A 14,071-nucleotide genomic window follows, 5' to 3' on the forward strand; every position below is an offset into this window, starting at 1 on the left:
CATGAGCAAGATAATTGAAGATTCAGGATAAAAAACAAAAGGCAGAAGAAGTTCTGGGGGGAACTGATTTCTGCCTTTCCAAGCCTCACATCACTTGGTAGCACTGAGAGGCAAGAGTTCAAGTTTTCACCACTTAAACCATTCAATATTATGAAAAAAAATATACAGAGACAACTAATTATGTTCTCCAAAAGACTCCTATATGGATTTATCATTCAGTTGTTCTTCTGTACTGTCCTGATTGCCAATGACAGTAATGCCCAACGGAAGACAATTGAAAATGTAAAAGTAAATATTGCGATTAAAGAAAAGCCTGTCAGCGTGGCTTTTGAATTAATTGAATCCACAACGGATTTCCGCTTTACATACAATGATAATCTCATTGATTTCAACCAAACTATTACAATTGTTGAAAAAAATAAATCAGTTTACAAAGTCCTCGAGGAGATATCCAAACAAACCCAAATGAACTTTGTGCAGGTGAATGAAAATATTCATGTCAATCCTAAAAAAGGTCGAAAAGATGGGGGTGGTATTCTAATAATCGAAGGTTATGAGAAAATAGTGACCGGAACGGTGAAAGATAATAATGGTGAACCCTTACCTGGAGTTTCAATAATAATTGAAGGGACTTCAATAGGCACTATTTCTGATTTAGAAGGAAATTATTCATTGGAAGTACCACAAGAAGGGATATTGTTGTTCTCTTTTATTGGTTTTGAAAAGCAAAGGGTCGAATTATCCGGACAATCTATAATCAATATTATCCTTCTGGAAGATGCCAGTTCTTTACAAGAAGTGGTTGTTATGGGATATGGGGTACAAAACAAAAAGGACCTTACCGGATCTGTATCCACTGTAAATAACGAGAGAATAGATAACAGAAAAGCGATTCAATTGTCAGATGCTCTTCAAGGTGCTATGGCAGGGGTAACAGTTTCTAGAACAGGAAGCGCCCCAGGTCAAGCTTCTACAATTAGGGTAAGAGGGATAACTTCATTAAATGTGAATGATCCTCTGGTTATTGTTGATGGTGTACCTGGATTGAGTCTGGAAGATATTAATCCCAATGATGTCGAAAATATTACTGTGCTCAAAGACGCCGCCTCCCAGGCAATTTACGGTGCAAGAGCTGCCGCAGGGGTAATTTTGGTAACTACAAAGAGAGGGAAAGAAGGGAAAATACAAATCAATCTTGATTCTGATTTCGGTTTTAATTCACCCACAACTTTGCCAAAATTCACAGATGCCAAAACCTTCAGGATCTTGAGTAATGAAAGGTCTTTGAATGATGGTGGAGGAATTATTTTTGATACGGCAGTCAATGAAAACTATGAGCAGTTGAATAGAGATGATCCTGACAGATACCCAAATACGGATTGGCAAGATCTTATTTTTAACAACATCCCTTCAACGAGGCAAAGGCATGATTTATCACTGTCTATGGGTACAGAACGGCTATTTACAAGAGCATCTTTTGGTTATATGAAAGAAGACGGTATCCATGACAATATAGGATTTGACAGGCTTACATTCAGAATCAATAATGATTTTAAATTCAGTAAAATATTCAGAACCAATGCAGATATCGGTTATAGAGGTTCAAATTCTACAAATCCCGCCTATGAAAGAGGAGCAGTAGCTGATGCCAGAAGATTTCCAGCTTGGTTTTCAGGCATCCGTCAAGATGGAGAATGGGGTGAAGGAAAAGATGGTGATAATCCTTTTGCTGAAGTAGTAGAGGGAGGGAATATACAAAATAGAAGAGATGTATTCAATGCTTCATTGGGATTTACCATCAGTCCTATAGAAGGATTTAATATCAAAGGAAATATTTCTCCCGTATATGAATATGGAAATTTTGAAATTTTCAGGACACCACCCATAATTCCAAGATTAGACGGGGGCTTTTTTCCACAGAATCAGCTTAATCTTACTCTAGGAAACCAAAAAGTATTTTCCCTGACAAATCAACTTTTTGCATCCTATCAAAAATCCGTCAATGACCATAATTTCGATGTTTTGGTGGGATATGAATCCTTTAAGACTTCTTGGGAACAAGTTGAAGCGGAAGCTAGAGATCTTTCTGTAAAGTTACCTGCATTGGCTTTCGGCGATCGTTCATTGGCAACAAATCAACAATTCGCATCTGAAAATGCACTGGAATCCTATTTTGGAAGATTCTCATACGATTATAAGCAGAAATATTTTTTTCAATCCAATTTCAGAGTGGATGGATCCTCCAGATTTGCACCTGATGTAAGATGGGGCTTTTTCCCATCAGCATCTGTAGGATGGGTCATCTCCAATGAGAATTTTAACATGCCTGGCTTTATTTCATTTTTGAAATTGAGAGCATCTTATGGGGAGGTAGGAAATGAAAGAGTCGGGAATGCGAGAACTGGTGGCTCTGAGTTTTTTAACTTTTATCCATATCAGGGAATTTTCCAGCCAATAACCAATATTTTGTTTTACAATAATAATCAAATCTCTCCAGCCTTAGGCTTGGTTCAAAACTTTTTGTCAGATAATTTGATTCAGTGGGAAACCACAAAAACTATCAATGCGGGGCTTGATTTTGGTTTTTTTGGGGACAGATTGACTTTATCAACGGATTATTATGTAAGAACTACTGAAAATATCATTGATTTGTTGGACATTCCCAATTATCTCGGTTTTCCCCAAAACACCCGTACAAATGTTGCCTCCATAGAAGCTAGAGGGCTTGATTTTGAAGTCGGATTTAGAGGTAATTCCGGAAAGTTAAATTATTCCATCAATGGAAATGCGGCTTTTGTAAATACAGAAGTCATTAATCTTGGTAGTGAATTTTTCCTTACAGGGGGAGGTAATTTAGTCAATCAACCAGGTTTTGCATATAATGAATGGTTTGGGTTCAAAACTGACGGTTTGTTCCAAACCCAGGAAGAGGCGGATCTGTATGGTACAGGAGCAAAAGCGGGTGATGTTAAAATCCTTGATCTCAATGGAGATGCCATTATCAATGAGGAAGATCGCGTTCCCTTGGGACCTTCACTCCCAAGATTAAATTATGGTGGTTCCATTTCTCTGAACTATAATAATTTTGATTTCAACTTAGTAGCCTATGGAGTAGGAGAGCATACGAGAAGGTATGAGGGCTTCCAAGTTAGACCATTTGATGAAGCTTTTGGAAATATCCCTTTGAATATTGTTGGAAATTTCTGGAGTTCTGAAAATTCAGTGGACGAAAATCTTGCTGCCACTTACCCACGCCTGTCCCAAACTTCTTTCAGAAATTATGAAAATTCAGATTTTTGGCTTTACAATGGAGGTTTTTTGAGGATTCAGAATATCACCCTTGGTTATTCTCTTCCACTACAGCTTATTGAAAGATTGAAGATGAATAGACTAAGGGCTTATGTGAGTTTAAGGGACTTTTTTACGATTGAGAGTAATTTCCTTCAAGGATGGGATCCTGAGGCAGGAAACACAAGTTATCCTATTATGAAGTCAGTTATAATGGGTTTACAAGTTCAGTTTTAATCATTAATAGGTGAAGTCATGAAAAAGAAAATAAGAATAATCTATATAATCGTAGTTTCCTTGGCTTTAAATGCTTGTGCAGACTTAGATCTTACTCCTAAAACAGGTATTTCAACAGAAAACTTCTTTAGAAATCTGCCCGAATTGGAAATTGGTTTGAACTCACTCTATGAGAAAAAACTTTGGAAAATTGACGAAGACTGGTGGACAGATGACATGTTTCACAGAGGTGGTCCTGCTACAAATGACATTTCTACAGGCAATATCAATTCTGAATCATCGCTTTCTGGTGTATATTGGACTGATTTATATGACGGGATAAAAAGAGCAAACACTCTGCTTCAAGCGATAGAAAAATTAAGAGGAGTTGAAAGTGAAGACGAACTCAATAGGATTGAAGGTGAAGCGAGGGCAATAAGAGCTTATTTTTATGGCATATTAGTCACAAAGTTTGGAGATGTACCTTTATTAACTTCAAATATTCCTCTGAATGAAGCATATAATGTGACTAGAACCGGTGTTAGTGAAGTTAAAAACTTCATTTATAGTGAATTGGATGAAGCCGCATTATTACTACCTCGAAATAACGAAAATAGGGTTAATCAAGGCTTTGCCTTTGGAATAAAAGCGAGATTCGCTCTTTATTTGGGTGATTTTCAGATTTCAAAGATAGCTTCAAAAGCTGTGATTGACATGGGTATTTATGATCTGGACAAAAACTTTAGGACGTTATTTTTGAAGGAAGGAGCGGCTAGTAAAGAAAATATTTTCTTTATTCCTCAAAGTCTTGATTTCAATGTAAATTTTAATAATACTTTGACTCGGGATTTTATTCCTAGAAATGCAGGAGGTTTTGGTGCAGCTATGCCTACGTTTGAAGCCGTACATATATTTGAATGTGTCGATGGAGAGACAATTGACAAGTCCCCACTTTATGACCCCCAAAAACCTTTTGTAAACAGAGATCCGAGATTAAATGAGACTATTGTAGAATTTGGTATTCCTTGGCTTGGGTTTATATATCAACCACATCCTGATTCAATAACAACAATCAATACATTAAATAATGAAAGAGTAAGAAACAATGATTCAAGAGGTGTTGCAATTTTCGCATCTTTTACAGGAATGCTTTGGAAAAAAGGTATTGAGCAGAGATGGGCTGATAATCCAAGATTGGCGGATCAAAATTTAATAATTTTGAGGTATGCAGATATTTTGTTGATGCAAGCTGAATCTTTGATAGAACTCAATGAAGATTTGACTACTGCCCAAAACCTTATCAATCAAGTGCGGGCAAGAGCCTATGGAGTAGAGTTGAATCAGACAGATCTTTTTCCAGCTGTTTCTGAATTAGACCAGAACGGATTGAGGGCAAGGTTAAGACGTGAAAGAAGGGTTGAATTGATGAGGGAAGGATTAAGATACCAAGATATAATCAGGTGGAGAATTGGAAATAAAACGATCACAAGAGTGGTCTTGGGTATGCCACAACCTACTGTGCAGGATAGAAACCAATGGCCGTTCAATGATCAGATTTTACCTGTCGTAGATCAGGATGGAGTGGTTTTGTTTGATAGTCAACAACTGATTTCCAGAAATTTTGCCAGCCTGCTTCAGACTTATAGTTTTGACGAACAAAGGATGTATCTATGGCCTATTCCTGCATCGGATAGGTTTTTGAATTCTAATCTGACGCAAAATCCCGGGTATTGATTTTTTCTAAATCATAAAATCATATAGTATGAAAGAATTGAAATTATTGGTTCTAATAGGATTGGTATTGGTTTCCTGCAATCCGGTACGAGAAGAAAATAGGGAGATTGAAGAAAAATGGATAAATGTTAGCGGAGTGTATCCCCATCTAGCCTACTACAACGATGAGGGAGAATGTGGAACCGGTGCAGTAGTGCCTTGGGCTGATAAACTTTGGGTAGTCACCTATGGGCCGCATTTGCCATTTGGTTCTTCGGACAAGTTATATGAAATAGATACAGATTTGAATCAAATAGTCAGAGAGGAAAGCATCGGTGGCACTCCAGCAAACCGGATGATCCATAAGGAATCAGATCAGCTTTTTATTGGGCCGTATACGATTAGTAATCAGGGAGTGGTAAGGGCCATTCCTTACGAAATAATGCCCGGAAGACATACTGGAAATGCCCGGCACCTGACAAATCCCGAAAGCAAAATCTACTTTGCGACAATGGAGGAAGGATTTTATGAAGTTGATGTAAATACCCTTCAACCTACCCTGCTTTATGAAGATGCCAATGTTGGAAGGCAAAAGGGAAATGATACTGATTCAAATCCTCCGGGATCTCTTTTATTGGGAGCACATGGAAAGGGTGCCTATTCCGGACAGGGTGTTCTGGTCTATAGCAATAATGGTGAATCAGGGCAACAAGCATTGGAGCAATTTGATATTGAATCAGGGGTTTTAGCTGAATGGGACGGGAAGGAATGGAAAACAGTGCGAAGAGCGCAATTTGTGGAAGTGACAGGACCAGGTGGAATTTATGGAAATCCTAATCCTGAAAAAGACCCAATCTGGGCAACAGGTTGGGACCACAAATCTATATTGGTTGGCGTAAGAGATTCGGGAGAATGGTCATTTTATAGATTGCCTAAAGCCAGCCACAGTTATGATGGTGCTCATGGTTGGAATACGGAATGGCCGAGAATCAGGGATATTGGGACTACAGAAAATCCCGATTACTTGATGACCATGCATGGGATGTTTTGGAAATTCCCTCAAGGCTTTTCTTCAAAAAACTCCGTGGGGATCAGGCCTAGGTCTTCCTATCTGAAAGTCATTGGGGATTTTACAAGGTGGAATGACCAGCTTGTGTTTGGATGTGATGATTCTGCCCAAAAAGAATTCCTTAATGTCAGGAAAGCAAAAGGTGGAATTGAAGGCCCGGGACAATCCAATTCAAATCTTTGGTTTACTTCTACCAGTCTTCCAGATGAACTTGGACCTTCTGACGCTAACGGAGCTGTTTGGCTATCAGAAAACGTTTCTGCTGGAGCCCAATCGGAAGCTTTTCTATTTGCAGGATGGGCCAATAGATCAGCTTGGATCCTTAATGAGGGTAATTCCGAAACCGAGTTTTTGTTTGAAGTCGATACAAATGGGGATAAGACATGGAAACCATTGCTATCCCAAAAAGTGTCTGCCGGACAAACCCAACTAATTGAATTCCCCAAAAATGATAAAGGAGAATGGATCCGGGTAAAAGTGGATAAAAACACCAAAGCAACCGTTCATTTTTCCTATAACAATGGACACAGCAAAAGTACATTTGGAGATAATGGAGCCTTTAATGGCATTTCAACTATTGATGAAAAAACTTCCTTGGGAGGATTGCTTTACGGACTTGGTGATAATCGAAGAGCGCTTGGAGTAGTAGCAGGAGAAATCGGTGAAAATGATTTCCATGAAAATGGGTATTATGAGTTGAATGAGAAAATGGAGCTTGTTCCAAAAACTGATGCTGAAACAAGTGATTTCATAAATTCCAAATTTGCCATTCCAAGAAATGTAATTGAAATCGATGAATCTTCCGTTTTGGTTATTGACGATAAAAACCGAAGGTGGAGACTTCCATTGGGTCAGGAAGATTTTACCCGAAAAACCAACGATGGATTGTTAAGGATTTGCAGAGAAGTGGCTACAGAAAGGGACTTATTCAATGCCCACGGTACATTTTATGAGTTGCCTGCGGAAAATGCCGATGGATACGCCAAAATCAGACCTATATCCTCCCATAATCTTCAGATTCATGATTATGCATCATACAGGGGAATGTTAATTATGACAGGGATTGATCCAAACCAAAATTCCAAAAATATCTTTAAATCTAAAGATGGCAAAGCGGCAGTTTGGGCTGGTGTAATTGATGATTTATGGAAACTTGGCAAGCCTACAGGAAAAGGCGGACCATGGAAAAATTCCAAAGTCAGCAAAGGTCAAGCATCCGATCCTTATCTGATTGGGTTCTATGATAAAAAATCCCTTGAAATCAGCCATGACTTGAATAATGATGTGGAATTTACAATCGAAGTAGAGCCAATTGGCCATGGTCCTTGGATGACTTACAAAAAAGTAAAAGTTGGTAAAGGAGAAATATTCAAATATGATTTTCCTGAAGGTTTTCAGGCACGATGGATCCGGTTTAAATCAAATGAAAATTGCAACGCAACGGCCTGGTTAGAATATAAATAAAAAAACATAAGATTGATTGGTTTTATTTAACCACTGTTTCTTTGAGGCGGTGGTTTTTTATTCTCTTATCTACAATTAGAATATCCTGAGATCTACAAATCTCACTTTTTAGCTCTAGACATTGGCCTACAAGAAATTCTCCTTTTGAGTTTGGGGATTTTTAAATTAAATTGTTAGATCACTATATAACCACCGTCTCCATGCTCAAAATCTCCTTCTTCCCAGCAATTTCATCCTTTCAAATTGGTCTTTGGAATGGACACGCTATGAAATGAGGGAGCCGATTAGAGTGAATTAATAAGTAAAAACAAAAAATGTTAGTGTCAACATTAATTAGATCTAAAAATTTGAGACAAAGAATCAAAATCCAATTACTAAGCTTGCTGCTCTTTATTGGTTTTGCTCAGTCTGTTTTTCCCCAAAAACTCTATTGGATCAGAGCAGAAGGAGGAGAAAGAAACGAATATGTGTTTTTCAGAAAAGATTTTCAGCTAAAAGAAGAGGCCCTTCAAGGGGAGCTCAACCTGTATGTAGATTCGAGGTATGCCTTGTATGTCAATGGAAATTATTTGGGTTTCGGGCCTGTCAGATCTTTCCATACCCATCCGTATTTTGACTCTTATGATCTGGTACCTTTTTTAAAGAAAGGGAATAATGTGATCACTGTTTTGGCTATGAATAATGGAATGGAGACCTTCCAACTTTTTGATAATAAAGGAGCGGCGCTGTTTTGGGGAGAAATTCTTGCCGGGTCGGAAAAAATCAGTCTTGATATTCAGTCCTGGAAAGCAAAAAAATCCATCGGCTATGACCAGACTACTCCAAGGTTCTCTTTTGCCAAAGGTCCTATAGAAAGTTGGGATGTGAGCAAAGATAAGGGTTGGAATACAGAAGGAACTTCTACCGACGGTTGGCAAACCCCGGTACCCGTTGCCAATCATGCCAATTGGGGGCAAATGGCCCCAAGACCCATTCCTTACCTGACCATGGAAGATGTCAGAGCTTTGAGACTAATGGGTGCTTATCCACTCAAAAATGAAGAAGATATTTACACATTCAGGGTACCAGCTCCTGATTTGGATATAGAAGAATATTCAATAGGTCATCCGGGCTTGGTCTACACCTATATTTATTCTCCCAAAAAACAAAAAGTGAATGCAGGCTTGTGGTGGGGAGAGTATTTTCTGAATGGAAATAAGATCAATCCCAAAAAAACCGAAAATATGAGCTATCATCGGCAGGAGTTTAATTTGGACCTCAATCCGGGATGGAATGAATTATTGGTTCGGAATAAGGTCATCTGGGGGACTTGGGATTTTTACCTTTCGCTTCCCTCAAATCTTGGATTATCGGTTTCACCTTCTAAAAAACCGGATGATACAGAATGGTTTTATTCCTTCGTTCCTTTGGAAATCAATCTTGAAAAGGCAATTGAACAGCTGGATCTGGGTATTGGAATTGACAAAATAACACAAAATTTCACTTCAAACTGGCGATCCCATAGCCGGGAAGAAAATACCAATCCGGCAAAGGATTTGGCTTGGATGAAGGCTGATACGGCAAAACCTATTTTCCCTTCGGGAGTATTTTTAGAGCCCCTGATTTACAAGGAAAATCCAACCGGACTATGTTTTTATTTTGACATGGGGGAAATTCAGTTGGGACAGTTTTTTGTGGAGGGGGATTTTCCTGAGGGCACCATCATTGATATTGGTTTTTCGGAAGAACTCAATCAGGCAGGACTGCCCTGGTTGTACAAAAGACATCAGGTGGGGGCAGGATTGAGATTTGTGGCAGATGGGGATCAAAAAAGGTATCAATCCTTCAAGCCATACGGCGCCCGCTACCTGAAAGTCACCGTCAGAGATAATCAGACTCCTTTTCGATTGGATAATGTCGGAATGATCCGGCAGGTGTATCCTTTCCAAACCATAGGTTCATTTTCATCTTCCGACCCTTTACTCAACAGAATTTGGGAAGCCTCTTGGCGGACATTACAGATCTGCGCCGAAGATTCTTATACAGATACTCCCTTCCGGGAAAGGGGCTTATATGCAGGAGACATGATACCTCAAATGGCAATGACCCAGGCTGTAAGTGGAGATATGCGTTTGGTGAAACATTCCTTGAATTTGTTTCAAGACATGTATCGCTCCCAAATGTGGGAGGGAGCTACCAACAGGCATGAGGATTATATTTTTTCTTCTCTGATTGCTTTAGATGAATATGCCAAACTTTCAGGTGATTGGGCCCTTGTAAAAGAGCATTATGAAAACTACAAATCATTGATTGGTCAATATCAAAGCAGATATGAAAATGGATTGGTCAAAACGGAGAGTATATTTATTGAGTGGACAACAATCAATAAAAAAGATGCAGTGATGACTGCCTTCGAAGCAATTTATTATTACAGCTTAGAAAGATTGGCCGAATGGGCAGATCGTTTTGGTTTCCAACAGGATAAAACTGCATTTGTCCAAGAAGCGGCCAGACTAAAGGGAAATATAAATTCCAAGCTTTGGGATCCCTCTCAAGAGAACTATTTTGACGGAATCAAGGATGGTGGAGTCTTGCAGGAAAAGCATATTACCTCTACGATTTGGCCTACACTGATGGGGGTCACTGAACCGAAAGATCAAGAAGTAATAATCGATTGGTTGAAAGAAGAAATCTTGGACATAGGACAGGATACTAGAAAAGAAAAAATATCGCCATACAGTTCCTTTTACCTTTTTGCCTTGCTATACAGGTTTGAGCAATCAGGATCAGTGGAAAATTTCATTAAGAAGCATTGGGGACCAATGGCACTGCACAATGACCGGCCGACCATTTGGGAAAATTTTGATGTGGTAAATTCCGATATCGGTACTTCCAGCCATGCTTGGAGCGGACATCCTTTGTTTTTCTTTGCTACAGAGACTTTAGGCGTTAATCTGGGGTTTTTTAGGGATTTCAATCCTGATCTTATTGAAATACAACCCCAATCTGAAACACTTTCATGGGCAAAAGGCACTGTGGTACATCCATTGGGACCTGTGGAAGTGGATTGGAGAATTGAAGGAGAAAACCTTTTCCTGAATTATTCAGCACCTCCGGGAGCAAAGGTTTCTGTAAAACCAAAAGGAAAACTCGGTAAACTTAATCTAATCCTTAATTCAACAAGGTGATAAACGAAGAAAAGTATTCATCAATCTTAAGATCACATGTTATCTGCATACCCTCCCAATATGGAGACCCAAAACCGAAGATTCATTTTGCAAATGGCTGAACAAAACATTAAAACACTAAACTACCATGAAGACATTTCAACTGCTGAATAAGCTATTTGCAAGATTATTCATCCTCAGTGCAATATTCCTTAATCTTCCGGTTGGGCCTGTATCTGCCCAAAATGAAAAACCTAACATTTTGCTTATTGCCATTGATGATCTGAACGATTGGGTTGGGTACTTGGGAGGACACCCCATGGTTCAGACCCCCAATATAGACCGATTGGCGGCAAGTGGAATTGCATTTACAAATGCCCACGTACAAGCCCCATTATGTAACCCATCAAGATCAAGTATTTTGACAGGTTTGAGACCAACCACCACCGGGATATATGCCTTGGGCCCTTGGTTCCGTGACTTGGATCCTTATAAGGACCTCGTCACGCTTCCACAATATTTTGAGAAGAACGGTTATGAAACCATGGCGACGGGCAAAATCTTTCACGATGCTTTTCCACCAAAAGAAGAAAGAAGAAATGGAACGGAATTCAGTGTTTGGGGTTTTCATGGCAGTTTCTTGCCCCGACCTGTAGAGCCATTTGTAAAAAATACCGGGCACCCCTTGGTTGATTGGGGAGTTTATCCGGAAAGTGACTCCTTGCAAGATGATTGGAAAGTCACAGATTGGGCTATTGAACAATTGGAAAACAGGCCGGAAAACAAACCCTTTTTCCTTTCTGTGGGAATTCGGCATCCGCATGTACCTTTATATGCTTCACAAAAATGGTTTGACCTTTATCCTGAAGAGGAACTGCTTTTACCAGAAACAAGGGCAGATGACCGTGAAGACATTCCTCCTTTTTCTTGGTATCTACATTGGGACCTTCCTGAACCAAGACTGGCTTGGCTCGAAATGAACCACCAATGGAAACCAAAAGTACGGGCATATCTGGCAAGTGTAAGTTTTGCCGATATGTTGGTAGGTAGGTTGTTGGATACATTGGAGAAAGAGGGCTTAACTGAAAATACCATTGTGGTGTTGTTTTCCGATCATGGATACCATTTAGGCACAAAAGGAATTACAGGAAAAAATTCGCTTTGGCATGAATCAACAAGGGTACCCTTTATTTTTTCAGGACCGGGAATACCTGAAAAAGGAAAATTAAATGATGCTCCGGTGGAACTGCTTGATCTTTATCCTACATTGATCTCCCTTGCTGGATTACCAAATAAAGATGGGTTGGATGGACAGTCCCTTATACCGCTCCTTACGGATATTGGGTATAGGCGTGAATCTCCGGCTATCTGTACCCATGGCCCTGATAATCATGTGGTCGTAACTGAGGAATGGAGATTTATCCAATATGCGGACGGTTCCAGAGAACTTTATGACAGAAAAAATGATCAAAATGAATGGCATAATCTGGCTATATTGGAAGAATATATTCCTATAATGGATAAGCTTTCGAATTATTTGCCAAAAAGTGCAAAACCGGCACCTGGCAGTAAGACGAGACTGATAGAAATGATTGATGGAATGCCTTATTGGGAAGGGAAAATAATTCCTTATGGGGCAAAAGTTCCAATGAAGTTTGATTAACGCTTGTTTCAAATTATTAAACTGATAGTTAAATCTAGACTTCTGGGAGTAATTAAGTTTTCCCCATTATTCCATTTCTATCAACCATGGTTTATCACCAACCCCTTCAATTTCAAATCCTAAAGTTTAATTCCTTCAGGAAACAGTTTATCCAAATAGACAAAGTCTTAAAATTCATCAGTCAGGGCAATAAGTGTTAATGCAATATTGATCTTTTCAAAAAAATGTTTCTACCCCTCCAAATCCAACATCCACCTGAAATCATCTTCTGAAACTATTTTGAAATGAAAACCCTTGTTTGTCATCTGTTTAGTCGTCCGCTGATTTGAAATCTAAACCAAATAAGTCTGTATTCTTTAATTTTTAAGTATAAATTCAATTCCTCTATGGTGCGATTAATGGAGACGGAGGAACTTACAAGAGAGAGTACACATTTAAATTTCAATTCCTCTATGGTGCGATTAATGGTTGAAGTTCAGATCATTGACTTCTACCCCCGTATCAATTTCAATTCCTCTATGGTGCGATTAATGGATCTGGAAGGCCTCGGATTCATACCCGATCACCGCTATTTCAATTCCTCTATGGTGCGATTAATGGCGCTTTTCTTGTTGTGGATGGCGGCGGCTAAAATCTATTTCAATTCCTCTATGGTGCGATTAATGGAACGCGGCGACCGCAGGGCATTTGCCGCATAACCCGATTTCAATTCCTCTATGGTGCGATTAATGGCATACTATCCAGAAAGCATAGCCCCCGACTTTATTGATTTCAATTCCTCTATGGTGCGATTAATGGGATCGCAAGGATGGATAAAATGCCGCCATACTTAAATTTCAATTCCTCTATGGTGCGATTAATGGTACTACGAGTACACAGGATCTACTTCTATGTGGCAAATTTCAATTCCTCTATGGTGCGATTAATGGAGAATTTGGAATCAGAGCTTCACAGTCGGGAGATAATTTCAATTAATGGAGAATTTGGAATCAGAGCTTCACAGTCGGGAGATAATTTCAATTCCTCTATGGTGCGATTAATGGCGATGCCAGGTCACCAAGTGCCCGCATCTCCTGCAATTTCAATTCCTCTATGGTGCGATTAATGGTGTATTAATCGTACAACCTCCTTCTGCGCTTGGAAAATTTCAATTCCTCTATGGTGCGATTAATGGCCTGCTGTTGATGATGAAAATGATATTCGTAATCTTATTTCAATTCCTCTATGGTGCGATTAATGGCCTGCATCATTCAGACCTTCGGCTATAATTGAATATATTTCAATTCCTCTATGGTGCGATTAATGGAGTATGGGAGGCAGCCCAACAGCTTACAGAAGAGTTATTTCAATTCCTCTATGGTGCGATTAATGGATCCAATTATCTACAGTGTTTGCAGCTCTCAATCTCATTTCAATTCCTCTATGGTGCGATTAATGGTTGACAAATGAGGATATTTTATATACAGGTGATGTTATTTCAATTCCTCTATGGTGCGATTAATGGATCGGACT

At 39.2% G+C, this 14,071-nt stretch carries 5 protein-coding genes and 2 CRISPR repeat arrays (1 of these 7 running past the window's edge); all 5 genes read left to right on the plus strand.

The genetic code is table 11. From position 1 onward, the window contains the following. Positions 1 to 150: 150 nt before the first annotated feature. The 5 genes from B9A52_RS14870 to B9A52_RS14890 all read left to right on the plus strand — a co-directional run bounded on the left by B9A52_RS14870 (position 151) and on the right by B9A52_RS14890 (position 12,559). The gene (locus B9A52_RS14870; protein ID WP_084121198.1) at positions 151 to 3,525 is read left to right on the plus strand and encodes a SusC/RagA family TonB-linked outer membrane protein; all 3,375 of its coding nucleotides are present in this window, start codon (positions 151 to 153) and stop codon (positions 3,523 to 3,525) included. 18 nt (positions 3,526 to 3,543) lie between these two features. Next, the gene (locus B9A52_RS14875; protein WP_084121199.1) at positions 3,544 to 5,238 is read left to right on the plus strand and encodes a RagB/SusD family nutrient uptake outer membrane protein; all 1,695 of its coding nucleotides are present in this window, start codon (positions 3,544 to 3,546) and stop codon (positions 5,236 to 5,238) included. Positions 5,239 to 5,266: 28 nt separating this feature from the next. Further along, positions 5,267 to 7,750: a hypothetical protein gene (locus B9A52_RS14880; RefSeq protein ID WP_172805218.1), complete on the plus strand. Its 2,484-nt coding sequence runs from the start codon at positions 5,267 to 5,269 to the stop codon at positions 7,748 to 7,750. Positions 7,751 to 8,097: 347 nt separating this feature from the next. Continuing rightward, the gene (locus B9A52_RS14885; protein ID WP_172805219.1) at positions 8,098 to 10,917 is read left to right on the plus strand and encodes an alpha-L-rhamnosidase-related protein; all 2,820 of its coding nucleotides are present in this window, start codon (positions 8,098 to 8,100) and stop codon (positions 10,915 to 10,917) included. A 127-nt stretch (positions 10,918 to 11,044) separates the two neighbouring features. Continuing rightward, positions 11,045 to 12,559 (plus strand): sulfatase, encoded by a 1,515-nt coding sequence (locus B9A52_RS14890; protein WP_084121201.1) that lies wholly within the window; start codon positions 11,045 to 11,047, stop codon positions 12,557 to 12,559. A 372-nt stretch (positions 12,560 to 12,931) separates the two neighbouring features. Beyond that, positions 12,932 to 13,489: a CRISPR direct-repeat array (repeat unit 30 nt; unit sequence ATTTCAATTCCTCTATGGTGCGATTAATGG). Between the two features lie 83 nt (positions 13,490 to 13,572). After that, positions 13,573 to 14,071: direct repeats of the CRISPR family, unit length 30 nt; unit sequence ATTTCAATTCCTCTATGGTGCGATTAATGG; it runs 124 nt beyond the window's last position.

It is taken from the genome of Aquiflexum balticum DSM 16537 (genome assembly GCF_900176595.1).
In the GTDB taxonomy this organism is placed as follows: Bacteria; Bacteroidota; Bacteroidia; order Cytophagales; family Cyclobacteriaceae; genus Aquiflexum; species Aquiflexum balticum.

What these genes read in the sequence shown, in the direction of transcription:
- B9A52_RS14870 (WP_084121198.1), top strand. Translation starts at nt 151, where the DNA reads ATGAAAAAAAATATACAGAGACAACTAATTATGTTCTCCAAAAGACTC.
- B9A52_RS14875 (WP_084121199.1), top strand. Translation starts at nt 3,544, where the DNA reads ATGAAAAAGAAAATAAGAATAATCTATATAATCGTAGTTTCCTTGGCT.
- B9A52_RS14880 (WP_172805218.1), top strand. Translation starts at nt 5,267, where the DNA reads ATGAAAGAATTGAAATTATTGGTTCTAATAGGATTGGTATTGGTTTCC.
- B9A52_RS14890 (WP_084121201.1), top strand. Translation starts at nt 11,045, where the DNA reads ATGAAGACATTTCAACTGCTGAATAAGCTATTTGCAAGATTATTCATC.